The 22,220-nt window shown below is 72.0% G+C and carries 15 protein-coding genes and 1 pseudogene; 4 read left to right on the forward strand and 12 right to left on the reverse strand.

All coding sequences use genetic code 11. The annotated features are described in order from the left end of the window. Nucleotides 1-4: 4 nt before the first annotated feature. Nucleotides 5-325, reverse strand: a complete 321-nt coding sequence (locus ACIQCJ_RS27585) for an SCO0607 family lipoprotein (RefSeq protein WP_402712865.1) — start codon at nucleotides 323-325, stop codon at nucleotides 5-7. Nucleotides 326-483: 158 nt separating this feature from the next. Between ACIQCJ_RS27585 and ACIQCJ_RS27590 the strand changes: the two genes are divergently transcribed. After that, a complete protein-coding gene (locus tag ACIQCJ_RS27590) occupies nucleotides 484-1,596 on the forward strand; it encodes an LLM class flavin-dependent oxidoreductase (RefSeq protein WP_402712866.1) in 1,113 nt (370 codons plus the stop codon). Nucleotides 1,597-1,784: 188 nt separating this feature from the next. Here the strand turns inward: ACIQCJ_RS27590 and ACIQCJ_RS27595 are convergent, their stop codons facing one another. Then, nucleotides 1,785-2,519, reverse strand: coding sequence for a peptidoglycan recognition family protein (locus ACIQCJ_RS27595; protein WP_402712867.1), 735 nt, complete (start codon nucleotides 2,517-2,519; stop codon nucleotides 1,785-1,787). 363 nt (nucleotides 2,520-2,882) lie between these two features. Here ACIQCJ_RS27595 and ACIQCJ_RS27600 point away from each other — a divergent pair, with 363 nt between their 5' ends. Further along, nucleotides 2,883-5,954: a glycosyl hydrolase gene (locus tag ACIQCJ_RS27600; protein ID WP_402712868.1), complete on the forward strand. Its 3,072-nt coding sequence runs from the start codon at nucleotides 2,883-2,885 to the stop codon at nucleotides 5,952-5,954. A gap of 18 nt (nucleotides 5,955-5,972) precedes the next feature. Here the strand turns inward: ACIQCJ_RS27600 and ACIQCJ_RS27605 are convergent, their stop codons facing one another. Together ACIQCJ_RS27605 and ACIQCJ_RS27610 are read right to left on the reverse strand one after the other, a co-directional pair. Next, the gene (locus ACIQCJ_RS27605) at nucleotides 5,973-6,851 is read right to left on the reverse strand and encodes a hypothetical protein (protein ID WP_402712869.1); all 879 of its coding nucleotides are present in this window, start codon (nucleotides 6,849-6,851) and stop codon (nucleotides 5,973-5,975) included. Nucleotides 6,852-6,885: 34 nt separating this feature from the next. Continuing rightward, on the reverse strand, nucleotides 6,886-8,760 hold the full coding sequence (locus tag ACIQCJ_RS27610; protein ID WP_402712870.1) for a protein kinase: 1,875 nt from the start codon (nucleotides 8,758-8,760) through the stop codon (nucleotides 6,886-6,888). 154 nt (nucleotides 8,761-8,914) lie between these two features. Between ACIQCJ_RS27610 and ACIQCJ_RS27615 the strand changes: the two are divergent. Further along, nucleotides 8,915-9,226: pseudogene (locus ACIQCJ_RS27615) on the forward strand (Uma2 family endonuclease); the annotation flags it as partial. 53 nt (nucleotides 9,227-9,279) lie between these two features. Here ACIQCJ_RS27615 and ACIQCJ_RS27620 read toward each other — a convergent pair. Beyond that, nucleotides 9,280-11,466, reverse strand: a complete 2,187-nt coding sequence (locus tag ACIQCJ_RS27620) for an MMPL family transporter (RefSeq protein ID WP_355339819.1) — start codon at nucleotides 11,464-11,466, stop codon at nucleotides 9,280-9,282. Between the two features lie 383 nt (nucleotides 11,467-11,849). On the opposite strand from ACIQCJ_RS27620, the gene ACIQCJ_RS27625 reads away from it, so the two are divergent. Further along, on the forward strand, nucleotides 11,850-12,428 hold the full coding sequence (locus ACIQCJ_RS27625) for a TetR family transcriptional regulator (RefSeq protein WP_355339816.1): 579 nt from the start codon (nucleotides 11,850-11,852) through the stop codon (nucleotides 12,426-12,428). Nucleotides 12,429-12,547: 119 nt separating this feature from the next. Here the strand turns inward: ACIQCJ_RS27625 and ACIQCJ_RS27630 are convergent, their stop codons facing one another. From ACIQCJ_RS27630 to ACIQCJ_RS27660, 7 genes are all read right to left on the reverse strand, one after another. Beyond that, a complete protein-coding gene (locus tag ACIQCJ_RS27630) occupies nucleotides 12,548-13,291 on the reverse strand; it encodes a spermidine synthase (RefSeq protein WP_402712871.1) in 744 nt (247 codons plus the stop codon). A 153-nt stretch (nucleotides 13,292-13,444) separates the two neighbouring features. Then, a complete protein-coding gene (locus ACIQCJ_RS27635) occupies nucleotides 13,445-14,302 on the reverse strand; it encodes an NAD-dependent epimerase/dehydratase family protein (RefSeq protein ID WP_402712872.1) in 858 nt (285 codons plus the stop codon). 11 nt (nucleotides 14,303-14,313) lie between these two features. Next, nucleotides 14,314-16,539, reverse strand: a complete 2,226-nt coding sequence (locus tag ACIQCJ_RS27640; RefSeq protein ID WP_402712873.1) for an FAD-dependent oxidoreductase — start codon at nucleotides 16,537-16,539, stop codon at nucleotides 14,314-14,316. 38 nt (nucleotides 16,540-16,577) lie between these two features. Next, nucleotides 16,578-18,875 carry a hypothetical protein gene (locus ACIQCJ_RS27645; RefSeq protein WP_402712874.1) on the reverse strand — a complete coding sequence of 766 codons (2,298 nt, stop codon included), beginning with the start codon at nucleotides 18,873-18,875 and terminating at the stop codon, nucleotides 16,578-16,580. Nucleotides 18,876-18,941: 66 nt separating this feature from the next. Further along, nucleotides 18,942-19,832 carry a carbohydrate ABC transporter permease gene (locus ACIQCJ_RS27650; RefSeq protein ID WP_355339801.1) on the reverse strand — a complete coding sequence of 297 codons (891 nt, stop codon included), beginning with the start codon at nucleotides 19,830-19,832 and terminating at the stop codon, nucleotides 18,942-18,944. Then, nucleotides 19,829-20,779 (reverse strand): carbohydrate ABC transporter permease, encoded by a 951-nt coding sequence (locus ACIQCJ_RS27655; protein WP_401851537.1) that lies wholly within the window; start codon nucleotides 20,777-20,779, stop codon nucleotides 19,829-19,831. Before ACIQCJ_RS27655 ends, ACIQCJ_RS27650 begins: the two co-directional genes overlap by 4 nt. A gap of 6 nt (nucleotides 20,780-20,785) precedes the next feature. Beyond that, nucleotides 20,786-22,189, reverse strand: a complete 1,404-nt coding sequence (locus ACIQCJ_RS27660; protein ID WP_402712875.1) for an ABC transporter substrate-binding protein — start codon at nucleotides 22,187-22,189, stop codon at nucleotides 20,786-20,788. Nucleotides 22,190-22,220 lie beyond the last annotated feature (31 nt).

Here is a 22,220-nt window from a genome sequence, read left to right on the forward strand (position 1 = left end):
GGCCTCACTTCACCTCGTTGCCGTCGGCGTCCAGGGAGTGCTCCTGCCAGTACTTGTCCCACTTGTCGTCCACGTGCCGGGGGACCTTGCCCTTCGGGTAGCGCACGAAGCCCTTCGGCGGCTCCTCCTTGTCCGACACGCAGGCCCCGCCGCCCGCCGGGGGCCCGACCGACGCCACCGGGTACTCCCCGCCCGAGCACATCGCGTCCTGCACGCTGCACGCCGAGCCGAGCCCCATGAAGGCGACGCCCGCGAGGGACAGTCCGATCAGGGTGAGCCGGGGGCCGGCGGGAATCCGGGGCCGACGGGGATGGTTGGTCTGCACGGCGCTGCCGCCTCTCGCGTAGGTGATCTTCGCTCCTGGACCAGTGTGGCCGCGCGGATGTGTCCGAATCATCCGTGCTCGTACTCAGGTCGCGGTGGGTACGGAGTGCGGGGGCGGCGGGCGGGCGTGAGTATGGACGGAAACGTGGGAGGCGTGCTGTGCCGCTGGAATCCGAGCCGTTGCGGAAGCTGGGCTTCCTGACCATCGGGCTGTTCGACGAGGCCGATCCCCGGCGGGGGCACGAGTCGACGCTGGAGATCATCGAGCTGGGCGAACGGCTCGGCTTCGACAGCGCGTGGGTGCGGCACCGGCACCTCCAGTACGGGATCTCCTCGCCGGTCGCCGTGCTGGCGGCGGCGAGCCAGCGCACCCGCAGGATCGAGCTGGGCACCGCCGTCATCCCGCTGGGCTGGGAGAATCCCCTGCGGCTGGCCGAGGATCTGGCGACGGTCGACATCCTGTCCGGCGGACGGCTCAACCCCGGCGTCAGCGTCGGGCCGCCCACGCACTTCGAGCAGGTCGGGCCCGCGCTCTACCCGGACACCGCCGACGCCGAGGACTTCGGCTACCCGCGCGTCCGGCGGCTGCTGGACTTCGTACGCGGCGAGCGCGCCACCGACTTCAGCGGCGTCGAGGGCATCGAGGTCTTCTCCGACCGCGTCCAGCCGCACTCCCCCGGCCTCGGCGGCCGTCTCTGGTACGGCGGCGCGAGCCTGCGGTCGGCGCGGTGGGCGGGCGAGAACGGCATGAATTTCCTGACGAGCAGCGTCGTCAAGGCGGAGGAGCCGGAGAAGCCAGCGGAGGCGGCGAAGGCTGCGAAGGCGGCGGAGTCGGAGAATCCGGCGGCGGCAGAGGCGGCGGTGACGGGCCCGGCGCCGGACTTCGCCGACATCCAGCTCTCCCACATCAGGACCTTCCGCGCCCACCACCCCGACGGCGACCGCGCCCGCGTCTCGCAGGGCCTCGTCGTCATCCCCACCGACAGCGCCACGCCCGCGCAGCGCGCCCGCTACGAGGAGTACGCCCGCAAGCGCCTCCCGCGCACCACGGCTCCGCAGGGCCCGGCGCGCATGCTCTTCTCCCCCGACTTCGTCGGCCCCTCGGCCCAGCTCGCCGAACGCCTCCACGCCCACGCCGCCTTCCGCGAGATCGACGAGGTCGCCTTCGCCCTGCCCTTCACCTTCGCCCACGAGGACTACGTCCAGATCCTCACCGACCTCGCCGGCGCCCTGGGCCCGGCCCTGGGCTGGCGCCCGGCTCAGTCCTCGTAGCCGTGCCTCGACAGCCGTGCCTCGACAGCGGGGCCGCGGTACGGGACGCGTGGGCGGCCTGCCAGATGTCGAGGACTCGGCGGCCTCCTGGGCGTCCGCGCGGGCCCGGCGCGGCGCCGAACCCGGAGGTCCGCACGGCGCGGCGCCGAACCCGCGCGGGCCCGGCGCCGCACCGGGCGGACCCGCCGCTACATCCGGGACGCCACGTCCGACCGGAGCTGCGGCAGCATCGCGTAGAGCTTGTCGCCGGGGCACTCGGTGACGTTGAAGTCCCGGTGCCCGAAGATCTGCGTCGGCGCGAGGCCGTACTTGTAGCAGATGTACGAGCAGAGGCTGACGAGGCTGGCGTAGAGGATCGACGGCGGCGCGACCGAGGTGTACGTGCCGTTGTTCTCGATGCCGATGCCCTGCGTGTTCTGGCCGACGGTGTGGGCGCCGACGACCATGTTGCTGCCCGCGAGCAGCCGTTCCAGGCTGCGGTGGCGGCCCTCCATGATGATGCCGGTCCGGCTGATGGTGAAGTGGTTGCCGGTGTCGATCCAGCCGTTGGTGTCCATGTGCAGGTCCTGGATCTCGTGCGCGATGGCGAACGAGCCGGACGTGCCGGAGTCGGCGGTGTTCGCGAACGCGGTGTGGTGCACGACGATCTTGTTGGGGTTGTTCCCGGCCAGGCTGACCGGGGAGGACGGCGGGCGGGCGCCCCACGCCGTGGTGTCGAACATGTTGGGCTCGGGGACGATCCGCGCGGCGGAGGCGGAGGCGGGCGCGGCGCCGACGATCACGGCTCCCGCGCTCGCGCCGAGCACGGCGGCCGAGGCGAGGAAGCGGCGGCGGGACAGGGCGGCGCGGGACTCGTCCGTGCCGGACTCGGCGGTGGGGGACTGGGCGGCGCGGGGCATGGCGAAGTGCTCAGGGACCGACATGTGTGCTCCCGTGGTGGGGGTGAGGGAGAGCGTCAAATTCCGTGCGGGCAGCTGTCGTTGGAACTTAATGCCAAGTAACCACCGCAGAACAGAGTGCGGATGAAACTTTCCTCCATACGGCGGAGCGTGACGCGGCGCCGGGCGCGGGGCGGACACGGCGCCGGGCGCGGGGCGGACACGGGGCGGGGCGCGCGGCGGACGGGCGCGCGCCACGGGTGCCGCCCTCGGCCCCGCGGCATGCATTTCCCCGCTCGATTGAATCTGTTCAATGAATCCGGCAAGTACACCCCCTTGACGTCTGACGATTCTCGGCCATAGCGTCCGCCCGGAACTTAAAACGTTTCATACGAGGAGACGCGCACCATGACCGACGACGCCAGCCACGCCGACGACAGCCGCCCGGACGCCGGTGTCGCCCGCCGCCGCGTCCTCCAGGCCGGAGCCGCCGCGGGCGCGGCCCTCACGTGGGGCGCGGCCACCGGCACCGCGCACGCGGCCGAAGAGGCGAGAGCGGCGGGCAGCGCCTCCGCGCACCCGGCCCCGTGCCGACCCGGCGCCCCCGGCTCCGCCTCCTGGTTCAGCGCCCCGCCCGCCCCCGTCCGGCCCAAATTCCGCTGGTGGTGGCCGGACGGGCTGGTCGAGCCCGCCGAGATCCGCCGCGAGATCGACCAGATCGCGGACGCCGGTTTCGGCGGCGTCGAGATCGCCGCGGTCCACCACAGCGTGGACGACCCGGCCGTCCTGGACACCGCGCGCCACGGCTGGGGCAGCGCGAGCTGGGTCGCCGGGATGGAGGCCGCGCTGGAGCAGGCCGACCGCCGCGGCCTGACCGTCGACCTCACCGCGGGCCCCGCCTGGCCGACCGCCGTCCCCACGATCACCCCGGACAGCCCGGCCGCCGTACAGGAACTCGCCTACGGTGTCGCCGCGTTGGCCGCCGGGGCCCGTTACGAGGGACCCGTCCCCGCCCCCGTCGTCGCCGCCGACCCGGCCGCCGCGAAGGCCACGCTGCTCGCCGTGCAGGCGGTCCGCGTCGACACCGCCAACAGCACCCGCAAGGAGACCGGCCTCGACCCGGCCACCCTGGTGGACCTCACGCGCACGGTCACCAACGGCGCCGTCACCTGGACCGCGCCCGACGACGGCGGGTCCTGGCTGCTGTTCGCCCACTGGCTGCGCGGCACCGGCCAGACCCCCGAGGCGGGGCCGCACACCGCGCCGACCGCGTACGTCGTGGACCACTTCAGCCCCGCCGGCACCCGCGCGATCACCGACTTCTGGGAGTCGGACCTGCTGACCCGGCCGGTGCGCCGGCTGATCGCCCGCGCGGGCGGCGCCCTCTTCGAGGACTCCATCGAGCTGGAGTCGCGCGCCCTGCTGTGGACCCCGGCGCTGCCCGCCGAATTCGCCCGCCGCCGCGGCTACGACCTGCTGCCGTACCTGCCCGCGCTGCTGCTCAACAAGAGCAACCAGGTCTACGCGTACGGCGCCGCGCTGACCGTCCGCGTACGCCACGACTTCTGGCAGACGGTCTCGGAGCTGTACAACACCCACCACGTCACCGCGATCAAGAAGTGGGCGAGCACCTTCGGACTGAAGCTGCGCGCGCAGCCGTACGGGCTCCAGACCGACGCCATCGCGACCGCCGCGCTCCTGGACATCCCCGAGGGCGAGTCGCTGGGCTTCAAGAACCTGGACGACTACCGGTGCCTGGCCGGCGGGCGGGACATGGCGGGCAGCACCATTCTGTCCTGCGAGTCGGGCGCGTACACCGGCGGCGCGTACAGCACCACCTGGCAGAAGTTCCTGCGCACGATGGGCGGCGCGTACGCGGCCGGGGTCAACCAGACGGTGATCCACGGCTTCTCGTACGCGGCCCTGCCCGGTGTGGCCTGGCCGGGATACGCGGCCTTCACCCCGTACCACGGCGGTGTCGGCTACGGGGAGTCGTGGGGGCCGCGGCATCCGACGTGGCGTCACATCGCCGACATGTCGGGCTACTTGGCCCGTGTGCACCAGGTCCTGCAAGCGGGGAAGCCGCGCCAGGACGTGGCGATCTTCCGGCAGACCGGCTACACCGCGACCGGCATCGGCGCGTCCTGGTTCACCTCGACCGGCATACCGCTGGGCTGGAACCACCAGTTCATCAGCGAGCCGCTGCTGAGCCTGCCGTCGGCGCGGGTGACCAACGGGGTGCTGGCGGCGGGCGGACCCGCGTACCGCGCCCTGTTCGTGGAGGCCGACTTCTTCGCCGGGTCCACCTGCACGCTGCCGGTCGAAGTCGCCGAGAAATTCCTGGCGTTCACCAAGGCCGGGCTGCCGATCGTGCTGCTCGGCGACTGGAGCACCGCGACCGTCCCCGGCCTGGACACCGGCGGGCAGGACGCCCGACTGCGCGCGGTGCTGGCCCAGTTGCTGGCCCAGCCGCGCGTCCGGCAGATCACCGACAAGACCGCGGTGGGCGCCGCGCTCGCCGACCTCGGCGTGACACCGCTCGTCTCGTACGCGACCAGTTCCACGCTGCTCAACGCCCACCGGTACGCGGACGGCGTCGACTACTTCTACTTCTGCAACGGCAAGCACGCCGAGACGGTCAAGCCGCCGGTCGCCGCCGTCGACCACGAGGTGACCCTGCGCCGGGGCAGCACCCGCCACGTCCCGTACCTGCTGGACCTGTGGACCGGACGCGTGCGGCGGATCGGCACGTACACCGAGAACGGCGACACGGTCACGCTGCGCGTCGCGCTCCAGCCCGGCGAGACCATGGTCGTCGCGCTCGGCGTGCCCGGCCTGTTCGGCGACCGCACGGGCAGCGGCCCGCACGCGGTGTCCACCACCGCGGACACCGTGCTCTTCGCCGACGGGCGGCTGACCGTACGCGGCTCCGCCGACGGCGAGTACGTCACCGAGCTGTCCCAAGGCCGCCGCACGGTGCGCAGCCGGATCTCCGGCGTGCCGCAGCCCACCCAGCTCACGGGCTGGCGGCTGGACGTCGAGGACTGGCAGCCGGGCGCCACCGCCACCGAGACGAGGGTCGTGCGCCGCGCGCTCACCCTCGACGCGCTCGCCGCCTGGCCCGACATCCCCGCGCTCGCCGACGTCTCCGGCATCGGCCGCTACCGCACCACCGTCCGCCTCGGCCGCGCCTGGACCGGCGGCCACGGCGCGCTGCTCGACCTCGGCACGGTCTACGACACCTGCCGCGTGACGGTCAACGGCCACCGCCTCGACCCCGTCGACCACATCAACCCCGTGGTGGACCTGGGCGGTTGGCTGCGCCAGGGCGACAACACCATCGAGGTCGAGGTGGCCACCACCCTCGGCAACCGGCTGCGCGTCAGCGATCCGGGCGTCTACGGCGGATCGCCGCGCCAGCCGTACGGCCTGGTCGGTCCGGTGCGGCTGCTCCCGTACTGGGAGGCGCGGATCGGCTGACCGCGCGCGTCAACGGCCTCAGGAGCAGCGGTAGGTGAAGGTGTACGACCCCGACTGCCGCTGCGGGGAGAGCACTTCGAGGGTCGCGGTCGCCTGGAGCGTGCCGCGGCCGTCGAAGGACCACAGCAGCACGACGTCGGTGCTGCGCCGCCCCTTCGCCACCCGCTGCCGCAACTCGTCGGACAGCGTGCCGTCGCTGCGCCGCCACCGGTAGCGCACCGTTCCCGCGTCCCCGCTGGTCCGCAGCGTGCCCACCACCTTCGCCGTACTGTGGCAGCCCTGGACGGCGGTGTCGTTGCGGACGCTGACGCCGTCGACCTTCACCGAGCCCGGCCAGTGCTGCCACAGCAGATACGCCACCACCCCGAGCAGTACCAGCAGCGCGAGCAGCCAGCCGCCCAACGCCCGTTTCCCGCGCGGCTCTTCGGGCGGCAGCACCGGCTCCCCCGGCCGCACGGTGCCGTGCCACACGGCGGCGGTCCGCTCCGTACCGACCGACGGCTCGGGCCCTTCGGGCACCCCGGGCCCGAAGCGGCGCAGCCCGGGCGCGAAGGTCTCCGCCTCCGGGACCTCGCTGGACCAGGAGTCGGGGTCGAGTACGGTCGCGCCGTCCGGCTCCTCGGCGCCGCCCGCACCGCCCCCGGCGCTCGCGCCGCCCGTATCGCTCGTGCCGCCCGTACCGCGCGCGCCGTCCGTATCGTTCGCGCCGTCCGTATCGCTCGCGCCGTCCGTATCGCTCGCGCCGTCCGTATCGCTCGCGCCGCCGAAGCCGAGGTCGCTGAGCCGGAAGGTGCCGTCGTCCGGCGCGGCGGGGGCGGGGGCGGGGGCAGCCTGCGGCCGGGTGCTGAAGTGCAGGCGTGGGTCACGGCTCTGGTCGCGGTCACGGTCGTGCGGCATGGGCGGGTTCCTTGGCGGAGGGCCGAAGTGCGGGTCAGCAGGCGTCGATCGTCTGTGAGGAGCCGTTCCCCTTGCCCGCGGCGGGCGTCGAGGAGACGGTGAGCGTCCAGCCGGGGAAGCGGCTGACGCCGAACGCGTGAGTGTAGGACTGGGTGGAGGACGTCTCGCCCTTGGGGATCGGGTACGACTCGGTGACCGCTCCCGACACGAGTCCCGACGCCGTGGTGTGCGCCCAGGTGAGGACCAAGGTGCCGTCGTCGGCTCCGTTGCCTTGCACGGTGACCGCCGCGACCGCCGTGTGCCCGGCGCCCGCGCTACAGATGAACCGCACGATGGCGACCGAGTCCACCACCAGCGCGGGTGGCGTCGTCGTGGTCGGCGGTGTCGTCGGCGGCGTCGTGGGCGCCGTGGTGGGGGGCGTCGATGTCGGCGTCGATGTCGGCGGGGGATCGACCGGCGCCGTCGTCGTCGTACCGCTCGGTGAGGCGCTGTCCGAGGCGGACGGGGACGGGGACGCGGACCCCGATGCCGAGGGGGACGCGGACGGGGAACCGGACGTCGGGGTGGCGGTCGCGGGGGCGACGGGCTGGCCGGAGACCAGGGAGGTCAGGGCCGAGGGGGTCGAGGCGGCGGTGACCTCGTCGGAGGGACCGTCGCCGCCGGTGGCCACCGCGGTCACGACGAGCCCGGTGGATATCAGGACGGCCGCGACCGCGCCCGCCACCAGTTTGGCGCGCCGCCCGAAGCGGGCCGGGCGTACCGGGCGGTGCCGCTCCAGCGCGACCAGGGCGTCGCCCGGTGCCGCCGCGCCCGGAGTCGGCGCGGGGGCCGCGCCGGAGGCGACGCCCGCCCCCTGGCCGAGCTGCGTGTGCGCGAAGGCCGTCGTCCCCGAGGCGGCGCTGCCGCCGCCGAACGGCAGCAGCAGCGGCAACAGGGCCACGAGCGCGGCGAGTTTGCGCTGCCCGCGCTCCTCCCAGTCCTCGCCGTACGCGGCGCCCGCCACCGCCTGGAGTTCCGCGACGAATTCGGCCGCGCTCTGCGGGCGTTCCTGCGGGGTCTTGCCCAGACCGCGGGTGACCAGACCGCGCACCGGCTCCGGCACCCGCTCGTCGGGGATGGGCGCTTCGGCGTGCTGCACGGCCAGTTCGAACATCGTCGAGCCGGAGTACGGCTTACTGCCGGTCAGGCACTCGTAGAAGGTCGCGGTGGCCGCGTACACGTCGGTCGCCGGGGTGGCGGGGCCGCCTGCCCACTGCTCGGGCGCCATGTACGACGGCGTGCCCGCGACCGCGCCCGTCTCGCCGCTGCGCACCGCGACGCCGAAGTCCACCAGTTTGGACACGCCGTCCGTGGTGACCAGCACATTCGCGGGCTTGTAGTCGCGGTGCACCACCCCCGCCGCGTGCGCGGCGGCCAGGCCGAGCAGTGAGCCCTTCAGCACCGCGAGCGCCGGTTCCGGATCGGTCGCGCCCTCCTGCCGCAGCAGCGCGTGCAGCGCGATGCCGTCGACCAGCTCCATCACGATCGCGGCGTTCCCGCAGTCCTCCACGTACTCGTAGAAGCGCGCGATGTACGGCGAGTGCAGGCCGCCGAGGAGTTCCGCCTCGGCGCGGAAGGCGGTGCGAAAGCGCGGGTCGCCGCCGAGGGGTCCCGCGAGGTACTTGACCGCCACCGCCGTTCCCGTGGCGATGTGCGTGGCCAGCACGACCCGGCCGGACGCGCCCGCGCCGAGGTCACGTTCGTGTCTGTACCCGGGCACGCTCCACAGCCCGTCCCCGCCCGCGCCGCCGTAGCCCGTACCGCCGTAACCCGTGCCGCTGTGGCCCGTACCGCCGCCGCTCGCGGGCGTGCCGCCGTAGCCCGTGGCCGGGTCGTACGCCGGTCTGCCGGAGCCGTCGTTTCCGTCCATCGTGTGCCGTCCCCCTCATCCGCCCCTGCCCGCCCCCCGGCGGCCGTCGCCGCGCTCACGCGCGCTCGTAGGCGTCGACGCAGATTACTGCGGCCGGGGTTCCCCGGCACCCCTCGCGGGACCGGAGGGTACTCGCTGCGGGGCGCTCACAGGCCGCCCGGACGTCGTCGTCTACCGCGCGGACACCATCGACGTCACGCCGACCCGGCCCGAGCACGTACTGCTGGTGGTCGAGGTGGTCTCACCGGGCTCCGAGACCACCGACCGGATCGTGAAGGTCGACCAGTACGCGAAGGCCGGCATCCCCTTCTACTGGCGCGTCGAACAGACCGCCACGGGCGTCCCGTTGGTCTACACGTACGTCCTCGACCCCGCGGGCACGGCCTACCGCGACGGTGACGTGTTCACCGGCACGGTGAAGGCCGTGGTCCCCTTCGCCGCGGAGATCGACCTCGGCTCGGTCTGAACCGCGGAGCGGCCGGGGTCAGGGCGGGTCAGGGCGGGTCAGGGCAGGGCGGGTCAGGTCAGGCGGCCGGATTTCAGTTCGTGTTCGAGGCGTTGGCCCTCGATGTCGGGGTCGGGGATGTATGTGGAGAACCACTGGGGGTGGTACCAGACCTTGGAGCGGACGATGGCGAGGACGGCGGGGACGAGGGTGAGGCGGACGACGAAGGCGTCGAGGAAGACGCCCGCGGCGAAGCTGAAGCCGATGGCCTTGATGGTGGGGTCGTCGGTGAACATGAAGGCGACGAAGATGAAGAACATGATGAGGGCCGCGGCGGTGACGACGCGGGCGGACAGGCCGGTGCCGCGCTGCACGGCCCGGCGGGCGTCGCCGTTCTTCGTGTACTCCTCCTTGATGCGGGAGACGACGAAGACCTCGTAGTCGCTGGACAGGCCGAAGATGATGGCCAGCATGATGATCGGCAGGAAGCTGATCGTCTCGGTCGGCGTGATGCCGAAGATCCGCTGGCCCCAGCCCCATTGGAAGGTCGCCACCTGGGCGCCGAGGGCCGCGGCCATCGACAGCAGGAAGCCGAGGATGGACTTGATCGGCACCAGGATGGTGCGGAAGGCGAAGGTCAGCAGGATGAAGGCCAGGCCGACCACGACGATCAGGAAGACCGGCAGCGCGCTGGACAGTTTGGCCGAGACGTCGATGTTGGAGGCCGTGGTGCCGCCGACGAGGATGTCGGTGCCGGTCTGACCTTCGAGCTGCTGCCGGTCGTCGCGCAGGGTGTGCACGAGGTCGGCGGTGGCGGGGTCGTTCGGCCCGGTCTTGGGGATCACGCGGATCAGCGAGACCCCGTTCTTGGAGGCCAGCGGCGTCACCTTGACGACGCCCGGCACCTTGGTGAGCCGCGCCGCGATGGCCGCGGTGTCCGCCGGGCTGCTGGTGTTCTGCGCGACGATCAGCAGCGCGCCGTTGAAACCGGCGCCGAAGCCCTCGGTGGTGAGGTCGTACGCCTTGCGCTGTGTGGTGCTCTTCGGCTGGGAGGCGCTGCTGGGCAGGCCGAGCCGGATGTCGAGGGCGGGGATGGCCAGCACGCCGAGCAGGGCGACGCCGCCGATGAGTACGAGGATGCGGTGGCGTACGACGAAGCGGGCCCAGCGGGCGCCGTTGGGGCTGTCCGGGTCGGCGGCCGAACGGCGGGCGACCCGCTCCGCGCGGGCGCCGAGCCAGGGCAGCCGGGTGAATGTGGCGACCTTGGTCCCGGCGAAGCCGAGCATCGCGGGCAGCAGGGTCAGCGCGATGAGCAGCGCGACGGCGACCGAGGCCGCGGCGGCCAGACCCATGACGGTGAGGAACGGGATGCCGACGACGGTGAGCCCGCACAGCGCGATGATCACGGTGAGCGCGGCGAAGACGACGGAGCTGCCCGCCGTGCCCATGGCCAGCGGCACGGACTCCTCGGGCGTCATGCCGTTGAGCAGGTTCGTACGGTGCCGGGACAGGATGAACAGGCCGTAGTCGATGCCGCAGGAGAGCCCGAGCATCAGCGCGACGGTGGTGGAGGCCGAGGCGATGGTGACCACGGACGCGACGGCCGTGATGGCCATCAGCGTGGTGACGACGCCGATGATCGCGCCCAGGATCGGCATGCCCGCCGCGGCGAACGCCCCGAAGGTGATCATCAGGATGAAGAAGGCGACGATCAGGCCGATGAGTTCGGGCAGCTCGGAGATCACCTGCCGCCAGCCCGGATAGACGCTGCCGTTGTACTCGACCTGGACGCCGTCCGCCCGTACGGGCTTCATCGCGTCGTTGAACAGGTCGAGGTTGGCGTCCTTGACGTCGGTGGCCGCCGCCGACCACTGCACCTGGCCGAGCGCGATCTTGTCGTCCTGCGAGACGAGCTTGCCCTGGAACGGGTCGACGACGTTGGAGACCTGAGGGACCGTCCGCAGCTTGGTCATGGCCGACTCGATCACCTTCATGGTGGCCGGGTCGGTGACCTTCCTGCTGCCCTGGGTCGTCGCGAAGACGATCGTGCTCTGGCCGCCGCTGAAGGCGGGCAGCTTGGCGGACAGGACGTCGGACGCGTTCTGCGCCTCGGTGCCGGGGATCGTGAAGTTGTCGTTGGTCTTCCCGCCGCTGATCTGGGCGGCGGCGATGGCGACCACGGCCGCCACCAGCCACAACGCCAGGACCAGCCGTCGGCGCCGGAAGGCGAGCCGGGCGAGTCGGTACAAATAGCTTGACATGGGTACATATCTCCACGGCCGGTTCGGGTAGCGCACGCCGAGCCTGACGTTAAGCATTCACTAGCCGCAGGTCAAGTAAATCGCTTGCCAACGTAAGGTGAGTCGCTGGACATCGGCAGGTGAGTCACTAGTCTTTGGCTGGCGAGTGACCGGGCCTCGGCCGGTGATCCGGCACGCCCGCGACCAGCCCCCGGCCGGCGCTACGGCAGGCACGTCCGCAACGGTCCCCGGCCGGTGAGACGGGCCGCCCGCGACCGGCCCGCGACCGGCCCGCGAGGGGCCCGCGAGGGGCCCGTGACCCGCCGGACGACCGGCTTCCGGGCCCCCGGCGGCTTGTATGCTGCGGTGCGGTCCTCGCGGCCCACGAAGGAGGAGCAAGAACCATGCCGACGCCTGCCAAGGGCATGTCCACCCGTGCGGCGCAGGCCGAGCAGACCAGGCAGCAGATCCTGGACACCGCCCAGCGGCTCTTCCTCGAACTCGGCTACAACGCCACCTCGCTCCAGATGATCGCCGACGAGCTGGGCCTGACGAAGGCCGCCGTCTACTACCACTTCCGCGCGAAGGGCGACATCCTGCACGCGGCGATGCAGCCCGGCATGCGCCGGATGGAGACGCTGCTGGACGATGCCGACGCGATGCGCGGCCGGCGGGCGCGCATCGAGCACGTGGTCAACGGCTTCGCCGAATTCCTCGTCACCAACCGGCACTACGCCGTGATGGCCTCCACCGATCCGGACGCGCGGCACACCACCAAGAACCACGAAGAGGTGGCCGCACTGCACCGGCGCGGCCTCACCCTCTTCTACGGTGAGCAGCCGACACCCGCCGAACGCATCGCCTACAGCACCGCCCTCCTCGCCCCGGAGACCCTGCCGCTCCTCGCCGACCTCTCCGACGAGGAGCTGGGGGAAGCGCTACGGACGACGATGCTGCGGATTCTGCGGGTGCCGAGGGCGTAGCGCCCGCAGATGGGACCGCGCGGGTGCGCGAGCCGGAGTTCCAGGACCGTGTGGTCGCCGAGACCGGCGCCTTCCCGACCACGGCGCCCGCCTGACGGTCCGTCAGCACGGCGCCGACGTCAGGACGCCGTGCGCGCCACGTAGATCGTGTTGGTCGCCTCGCCGTCCTGGAGCGGGTTGGGGAAGGTGACGACGTGGGCCTCGGCCGTGGCGAAGGTCTCGCGGAGGGTGACGGTGAAGGGGTCGTCCGGCGGGTCGTTGGACCACAGGGCGAACACGCCGCCGGGGTGGAGGTGGGCGGCCAGCCGCCGCAGGCCGTCCGGGCGGTAGAGGGCGGCGTGCCGGGGGTGGAGGACGTGGGCGGGCGAGTGGTCGACGTCCAGGAGCACGGCGTGGAAGCGGCGGCCGGGCGTCTCGGGGTCGAGCCCGTCGGCGTCGGCGGCCAGGGCGAAGAAGTCGCCGTGCACGAAGCGGCAGCGCGGGTCGGCCGTCAACTCCGCGCCCAGCGGCACCAGATGCTCCCGGTGCCAGCCGATCACCTCGGCGAGCGCGTCGATGACGACCAGCGACCGTACGCGCGCGTCCTCCAGCGCCGCGCGCGCGGTGTAGCCGAGGCCGAGCCCGCCGACGGCGACATCCGCGTACGAGTCCCCTCCATCGTCCCCGTCCCCGTCCGGGAGTTCGGCCAGGCCGAGCCGGGACAGCGCGATCTCACCGGCGGTGAACAGGCTCGACATCAGGAACTCGTCGCCGAGTTTGACCTCGTGCACGTCCTCGCCGGTCGCCACGTCCCGCCGTCGCCGCAGGCTGATCTCGCCCATCGGCGTCGGACGCCAGTCGATCTCCTCGAAGCGACGGCTCACGTGCTTTTCCTCCGGCCAGACGGCAGCGTTGTACGGGCCAAGGTAGCGGCCCGCGCGACCTCCGCCTCACCAGCCGTCAACCGCCAGCCCGACCGCGCGGCCGACCGGGCGCCGTCCGGGCACCGACCGGCCGGTGTCACCTCACCCGTCGATTCACCCGTCGATCAGGCGTTCCGCCGTGAACCCGAACAGCCGCCGCGCCGCCGCCGTGTCGACCGGTGCCGTACGGCCGGGCAGCGGACGCAGTACGCGGGTCGTCGGGTGGAAGCGGCGCATCAACTCCTCGGTGGGGAAGGGCACCAGGATCTCGGGCGCGCACACGTGCACGACATGCGCGCCGGGTTGCGTCACCCGCAGGGCCAGCAGCGCGGCCCGCGCCGCGTCGCCGACCTCCAGATACGTCCACAAGTCCCGCGCGCCGTCAGCCGGTTGCTCGGTGACCAGCGCCGCGTGCGCCCGCAGCCGCTCCTCGAAGCCGCCGACGTACGGGTAGCGCAGGCAGACCACGCTCATGGCGTGCCGACGCGCCATCATGGCGGCGGTCACCTCGTCCACCTGCTTGGACAGCCCGTACGGGTCCTCGACCTGGCCGGGCATGGCGGCGTCCACGGGGACGTACGGCGGGTGCGGGGCCGGGTCGCCGGTCCAGGGCAGTCCCGTGACCCCCCACGAACTGGCCAGTGCCACGTGCCGCACCCCGGCCCGCCCGGCCTCCTCCAGTACGGAGAAGGTGGCGAGCGTGTTGCCGCTGAACACCTCCTGCGGCGTGTTGCGTTCGGGCGTCGGGATCGCCGCCAGGTGGACGACCGCGTCGGCGCCGTCCAGGGACCTGCGGACGGTCTCCGGGTCGGCCGCGTCGCCGGTCACGACCAGCCGCGCGCCGAGCCGGCCCAGGTCGCCGGGGTCGTCGAGGACCAGCGCGTTCGCCTCGACGCCGCGCTCGGCGAGCAGCGCGAGGACCGCCCGCCCGATCCGGCCGGCCGCCCCGGTGACCAGCACCCTTGTGACCACCGCCAACTCCCTTACCTGTAGGCCCGTACGGCGACGACGTGCGCGGACGCGGCGCCGTTGGTCGCCTCGACGACGATCCGTACCGCGCGGGCGGTGACCGGCTCCTCCAGGACGTGGACCCGGCGGCGGCGCCGGTTGGCCGTCACGCGGTCCAGCACCCGCCAGTCGGCCCCGGCCGCGTCGCGCACCTCCACCCGATAGTCCCGTACCAGCGTCGGGAGCGTGTCGAAGGGGGTCCTGTGGTGGTGCAGATTGATCAGGTCCTCGTTGACGTCGTCGTCCGCGACGACCTCGATCCGGCGCAGCGCGACCGGCTCGTCCCACGCCAACTCCAGCCATTCCGGCGTGCCTTCGCGCACCGGCTCCGAGACCCACAGGTGCGGGCCCGCGTACGGCCGGGCGTATCCGTCGACCGCCTTGGCGGGCGCGAACGCGGCCGTCTCCCCCGCCCGCAGGCAGAAGGTCCGCCGCAGCAGGCCGGAGTCCGTCCACTCGCGCAGCGGCTGCGGCGACTCGTCCTGCGGTCGCAGCGGCACCCGCGTGAAGCACAGCACGCCGGGCGTCGGCCGGTCGGCGACGCGCAGCGCGAGCGCCGGGTCGGCGCGGACGACGACGAAGGCGTTGCGCGGGGTGTCCGGCGCCCACTCCAGTCCGGTCTTGACCCACTGCCCGTGCCCTGCGGCGACCGGGACCGACACCGAGCCGACCAGGCGGCGCGGCACATAGTTCTGCCCCAGCTCCGGGTCGTACAGCTCGACGGTCAGCACGGTGTCGCGCTCGGCGTCCAGCAGCAGTTCGAGGCCGGTGAGCGCGGGGTCGGCCGGGAGGACGAGGCCCGCGTCGGCGGTCAGCGGCCAGGTGGCGTCGGAGGTCTCGACGGTCAGGTCCGCCAGGGTGCTGGACGCCGTCGCCGTCGCCCGCAGCGCCAGGTCGTCCGGGTCGTCGGAGGCCAGCCCGATCACCGAGGCGTCCTCGCGGAGCAACGCCCGTTGCAGCGACGCCACTTCCAGCTCGCGCGGGGAGATCCCGGCGTCCGCGCACAGCGCCGCCGCCGTGCCCGCCGCCTGCCCGATCGTCGCGCAGGTGGCCATCACCCGCGTCGAGCCGAAGGCCACGTGGCTGGCGGAGATGTTCCGCCCGGCGAAGAGCAGATTGGCGGTGTTCACCGAGTACAGGCTGCGGTACGGAATGTGGTAAATGCCGTCCGCGTAGCGCTGTTTGGCGCCCGCCTCGGTGGCGTACATGCCCTGCGGCGGGTGCAGGTCGATGGACCAGCCGCCGAAGGCGACGCGGTCGGCGAATTCGGTCTGGCCGAGGATGTCGCCCTGGTGGAGGACGTAGTCGCCGAGGAAGCGCCGGTATTCGCGCTTGCCGGGCAGCGAGCCGACCCACTCCAGCGTCATGGTCTCGGCGTCGAACTCGCCGGAGTTCTTGATGTGGTCCCAGATGCCGTAGATGACCGACCACAGCTCGTCGCGGATGCGCTCGTTGTCGTGGACGGTGTCCAGTTCGCCGCCGAACTCGATCCACCAGTACGCGCAGCCGTTGTCGCCCGCCTTGATGATGCGGCGCTGCGGGATGGACGTCGTGGTGATGTCCTTGGCGAAGTCCGGCGGCACGTACTTGACGGGGCGGCCGGCGTCCTTGGTGTAGAACAGCAGCGTCGAGCCGAGCGTGATGTCGTCGGCGGTCTCGGGCGCCCACGGCTCGTCGTACTCCGCGCGCGCCTCGCGGCCGATGCGGTGCCTGGCCCCGGCCAGGTAGCCGATCAGGCCGTCGCCGGTGCAGTCGAGGAACACCTCGCTCTCGAAGCGGACGCGCCGCTCGGAGCCCATGGTCCAGCCGGTCAGCGCGGTGATCCGGCGCGCGTCGTCGGGACCCTCGGCGTCGACCTCGCGCACATCGGTGTTGAGGTACAGCGTGATGTTGGGCTCGGCGCGCACGGCGTCGAGCACCACGGTGTCCCAGTAGTACGGGTTCCCGTCCGGGTTGCGGTACTGGTTCTCGACGAACAGCTCGCCCATGATGCCGCCCTCGCGGGCGTGGTGGTTCTTGCCGTGCCCGGTGGCACCGCAGACCCACACGCGGACCTCGCTGCTCGAATTGCCGCCGAGCACCGGCCTGTTGTTGACCAGCGCCACGGTCCGGCCCAGCCGGGCGGCGGCGACGGCCGCGCAGACCCCGGCCAGGCCGCCGCCGACGACGGTGATGTCGTGCCGTGCGGTGTCGTTCCTCATGACGTCCTCATGACTCTTCTCGGCCCCTCATGACGTGCTTACTTCCAGTCGGGGTTGGCGGCGAGGCCGTAGTAGACGCGCGGCGCTCCGTCCAGGGTGAGCGTGACCTTCCCGCCGGCCGCGTTCAACGTCCGCTCCTCGCCGACGCAGTTGAGTTCCCGCACCGTCCCGGCCACGGTCCCGGAGTGCGCGACGACCTGCGTCTTCGTCGGCCACGGGTCGGTCCACGGCTCGGGCGAGGCGTACCAGGAGCCGGCGCCGTGGTCGGCGTTGAGGACGTAGCCGTCCTTGCGGGTCCACAGGATCGACACCGGGCCCGAGGGCGTGGTGAACAGCAGCCCCTTCACGTCCGCGTCGGCGAAGACCAACGGCCGTACGTACGTGGCCTGGTCGAGGACGCGCGCGGCCGTCGCGTACGCCAGCAGCGACGGCTTGGCGCTGGTGTCGCGGTGCATCATGCCGCAGTGGAACTCGACGTTGTCCGGGTCGGCCTCCTGCGGGTGGTGGATCGTCGAGTCGTGCAACTGGTACCAGTTGACGCCGCGTACGCCCTCGGACTTGGCCAGCGCCAGGCTCAGCAGCACGTTCTCGGCGGCGTGCCGGTAGGTGTCCTGCCACCAGGAGTTGGGCTTGGTGGGGGCGTACGCCTCGGACATCCACAGCTCCTTCGGCCCGTACTCGGCGATGATCTCCTTGGCCTTGCGCAGCGCGCCGAGGAAGTTCCAGTAGGTGCCGGTGGTGCCCTCCACCCAGTCGTCGGGCGAAGGGGCGTAGTCGGGGGTGAAGTTGCCGCGCCCCGGGTGGAAGGCGAAGGCGTCGATGAGGTCCCAGCCGCCCGCCTGCTGGAACTTCTCGGTCCACACGTAGTCCATGCCGCCGAGGCCCGCGTTCATGACCTTCATCGTGGAACCGGCCGCCGCCAGCCGGTCGGTGACCTGCTTCAGCCCGTCGCTGATGTACGCCTCGACGCCCCGGCCCTCCATCCAGGGGGCGTTCACCTCGTTGCCGACCTCGAAGTACTCCGCGGCGGCGGCGGTCGCCTTCGCGGTGTTGGTGTCGGCCCAGGCGGCGATCTGGTCCGCGCTGCCGCCGATCGGGATGCCGCTCAGCTCCACGTTGTGGTGGATGCCGTGGGCGTCGAGGGTCGCGGTGTCGATGCCGGGCGCGCCCGCGTAGGCGATCCTGATCCGCTTCACACCGATCAGCTTCAGCAGCGCCAGCACGTCGGCCTGGCTCGGCTTGAGCAGCCAGGGGTAGTTGGCGAGGCCGAACATCGACTCGCCGCCCGCCTGGTAGGCGAAGTCGGGCAGCACCGACAGGTTGGTCCTGGCGAGCGCGGAGTCGGCGCCGCTCACGGCGCTGACCTCGGTGAAGACGATGCCGTGCGCGGGGGCGGCGACCGGGAAGGAGGCGTCCCAGGCGGTGCCCGCGGCGACGGTCTGCGAGACGGTGCCGCCCGCGATCTGCGTGCCCGCGAAGTCCCGCGCCCACCAGGTCACGGTGACCGGCTTGGCCGCCGAACCGCCGTTGACGACCTGCGCCTTGAGCGTCATCGTCTGCCCGGCGGTCTTGTAGAGGTTGAACGGCTGGTCGGTCCACACCTCCACGCCCAGCGGCCTGCCCGCGGCCAGCACCCCGGCGCCGCGCGGGCGCAGCCCGCCGAGGACGAAGTCCGCCGTCGTGGCAGCGGTGTCCGTGCCCGTAGACGCGCCGGGGGTGTGCAGCCATGTGGCCGTCGTATAGCTGGAGTTGCTGGCGGCCAGGCAGAAGGAGCCCCGGGTGTCGGACCAGGTCTCGGTGTACGCGGCGCCCGCGTCGACCTCGTACGGGATGCCGCCGCGCGGGTCCTTCGTCCAGGTGGTCAGCGCCTCGTACGACTCGGCCGCGCTCGGCGTCTGGACGGTGCGGGCGACCATGAAGCCGGTGGGCGTCAGGGTGGTGGAGCCGCCGACCTCCCAGGACATGTGGGCCTTGTGCGCGGTGACGTCGAAGGTGCCGCGCACCGTGACGCCGGACGCGCCGCTGCCCATGGTGTACGTGATCCGCACGGCGGGGCGGCCGTCGGGCAGCGTGACCTGCGTCGGCGTGCCGCCGTAGGTGCGCTGCTGGCCGAGGACGCTGTCCTTGATCATGAAGTGGCTGATCAGGACGCGGGCGGTGCCCGAGCCGTCGCTGATCAGGACGCTGCCGTCGCTCTGGCCGACGAGCGTGATGCCGTCGGCGGAGACGGTGACCGCGCCCGCGGCGTGCGCGTTCTGGGCGGCGACGGCCGGGAGCAGCGCGGCCCCGGTGGCGACGGCCGTGCCCTGGAGGAATGTGCGGCGTGCGACTGGCATGGAGGTGCCTCTCTCTTGTCCCGAAGAGAAGGTGCGTGGATGAAGCGGGGGGGGGTGCGGGGGTACTCAGCCCTTGACGCCGGTGAAGCCGAGCCCGGCGACGATGTACTTCTGGCCGACGGCGAAGAACAGGATCGGCGGCGCGACGGCGAGCACCATGGCCGCGATGAGCTGGTCCTGCGGTGCCTGGGTGGCGAGTTGGGCGAGGGCGACGCTGATCGGCTGCTTCTCCGGATCGGTGAGCGCGACCAGCGGCCAGATGAAGTCCTTCCAACTGTGCATGACTGCGAGGAGGCTGATCACGGCGAGCACCGGCCTGCTCATCGGCAGCACGATCCTGGTGAGCAGTTGCCAGGTGTTCGCCCCGTCGACCCGTGCCGCGTCGAAGAGTTCCTTCGGCAGCGCGTCGAAGAACTGCTTGGCGAGCAGCACCGTGAAGCCGTTGGTCCCGGCGGGCAGCCAGATCGCCCAGTACGTGTCGCCGAGGTTGAGGTGCAGCAGCGGCAGGTCGATGACGGTCATGAAGAGGCTGACCATGTTCACCGTGTACGGCACGAACATCGTGGCCAGGATCGCGCCGTAGACGGCCTTGCCGAAGCGCGGCTTGAGGACCGACAGCGCGAAGCCCGCCGTCGCGGAGACGAAGAGCTGCACGAACCACGATCCGCCGACCACCAGGAAGGTGTTCATCAGATAGCGGCCGACGCTCAGGTCGGTGTACGCGGTGGCGAAGTTGCCCGGCCGCGGCCGGTCGGGCCACAACGCCAGCGGGTGGTTGGTGAGTTCGGTGGGCGCGGACACCGCGCCCTTGACCATCCAGTACAGCGGTCCGATGCCGATGAGCAGCAGCAGGATCAGCGTCAGCGCCTGGACGGAGCGGACGGCCGCCCGTACGCCGGGCCGCCGCCGGTCGTGGGCGGAGACGAAGGTGGTGAGGGATTCGCTCAGCAGGGTCATGACGTGCTCCAGCCGCGGGTGGCGCGCAGATACACCCCGGACAGCAGGCCCAGCGCGAGCACCATCAGGAAGGAGAGCGCGGCGGCCTGGCCGTACTCGCCGTCCTGGAAGGCGTAGCGGAAGATCAGCAGCAGTACGGTCAGCGTCGCGTTGTCGGGGCCGCCGCCGGTGAAGACGTACGGCTCGGTGAAGACCTGCACGGTGTTGATGAGCTGGACCAGCAGCAACAGGCCGATGACCGAGCGCAGTTGGGGCAGCATGATGTGCCAGATCCGGCGCCAGACGCCCGCGCCGTCCACCTCGGCGGCCTCGTACAGCTCGCCGGGGATGCCGACCATCGCGGCCAGGTAGATCAGCACGGCGCCGCCCATCCCGGCCCAGGTGGCCTCCAGGACCAGCGAGAGCATCGCGGTGTCGGAGGACTCCAGCCAGGTGTACGGGCCGAGGCCGACCTTGCCGAGCGCGGTGTTGAACAGGCCGCTGCCCGGGTCGTAGAACCACTTCCACAGCAGGATCGCGACCACGGGCGGGATGACGACCGGCAGATAGACCAGGAAGCGGTACACCCCCGCGCCGCGCCGTACCGTCGACATCACCGCGGCCAGGATCAGCGGCGCGGGGAACCCGATCAGCAGACCGAGGCCGACGAAGAACAGGGTGTTGCCGACGGCGGTGCCGAGCAGCGGATCGTCGAAGACCGCGCGGAAGTTGTCGAAGCCGACCCAGACGGCGGGATCGACGAGATTGGTCCGCTGGAAGCTCAGCAGCAGGCTGCGGACGATCGGCCACCAGGCGAACAGCCCGAAGACCAGCACGGCCGGGAGCAGGAACAGCCAGGCCGTGATCTGCTTGCGCGCGGCGGTCCCGCCGCGGCGGCGGCCCGCGCTCCCCTGGGCGGGGGCGACGGGTGCGGGCGCGGCGCGCCGGGAGTGGGTGAGCAGGCTCATGAACGGCTACTTCTGGGTGGACTGGTCGGTGGCGAGCTTGGCGTTGACGTCCTTCTCCGCCTTCGCGAGCAGCGCGTCGACGTCCGCGCCGCGGTCGGTGAGCACCGCCTGCACGACCGGGTCGAGCGCGGTGTACAGCGTCTGCGCCTCGTACGGCGGCTCGGGCTTGAGGTCGAGCGTGCCCAGCCCCTGGGTGTACGGCGCGAAGTTGTCGAGCTCGACGTTCACGTACGGCTTGATCGCCGCGTTGATCTCGGTCTGCCGCGCGGTGTCGAAGACCGGCAACGTCGGTACGCCGACCGCCGACTTGGGGTCGGCCGCCAGCGCCTTGGCCTGGCCCGCGGCGGCTTCGGTGCTGTACTGCGGCTCGGCGTAGGCGAAGGTCAGCCACTTCACGGCGGCCGCCGCGTGCTTGGTGTCGGCGGACTTCGGCACCATGTAGATGTCGCCGCCGGTCAGGGTCGCGTTGCCGCCGGACTGCGGCATCGAGGCGACGCCGAAGTCGTCGGTGTTCTCCATGCCGAACTGCGTCTTGGCCAGCCGGTAGGTGCCGGGGCTGCCCATGAACATCCCGACCTGTCCGGCCGCGAACTGCTTGATGACGTCGTTCTGGTTGTTCAGCAGATTCCGGCCGAGCGAATTGTCGCTCCAGCGCATGTCCTTGAGCAGGCCGAGCGCCTTCTTCGTGGCCTCGCCGGTGAGGGTCGCGGTGTACGTGTCGCCCTGCCGCTGTTCGAGGTCGCCGCCGAACGCGTAGGAGAGCATGGCGAGTTGCCAGCCGCCCTGGTTGTCCTTGGACTCCTGGACGAAGCCCGCCCTGCCGGTCTTCGCGGCGATCGCCTTGGCGTCGGCGCGGACCTCGTCCCACGTCGTGGGCGGCTTGTCGGGGTCGAGCCCGGCGGCCTTGAACAGCGCGCGGTTGTAGACCAGGCCCTGGGCGTAAGGATTCTGCGGTACGCCGTAGACCTGGCCCGCGCTGTCGCTCAGCGGCTTGAGGACCTGCGGGTTGAACTCCTTGAAGTGGTCCCAGGACTGGAGCTGGCCGCTGATCGACTGCACCTGCTTCTGCTGGATCAGCCGCTGCGGCTCGGTGAGCGGGACCTTGATGACGTCCTCGACGTTGCCGCCGGCGAGCTTGGCGGAGAAGGTCAGCGGGTCGAAGACGGTGGTGGAGCCCTTGACCTTGATGCCGGGGTTGGCCTTCTCGAAGTCGGCGACCTGCTGCTTGAAGAGGGTCAGCGCGGCCTTGTCGGTGGCGGGCGGCATGCCCTGGACGCGGAGGGTGAGGTCGCCGCCGCCGTCGCCGCCGCCGGACTTGCTCGGGGTGACGGCGGAACAGGCCGTGAGGGCCACGGACACGGCTATGGCGGTGCAGCCGAGCAGGGCCGCATTACGGGATTGTCTGGACATTTCGTCTCCACGGAGGGCAGGGTGAGGTCGG

Source organism: Streptomyces sp. NPDC093221, from assembly GCF_044753885.1.
Taxonomy (GTDB): Bacteria; Actinomycetota; Actinomycetes; order Streptomycetales; family Streptomycetaceae; genus Actinacidiphila.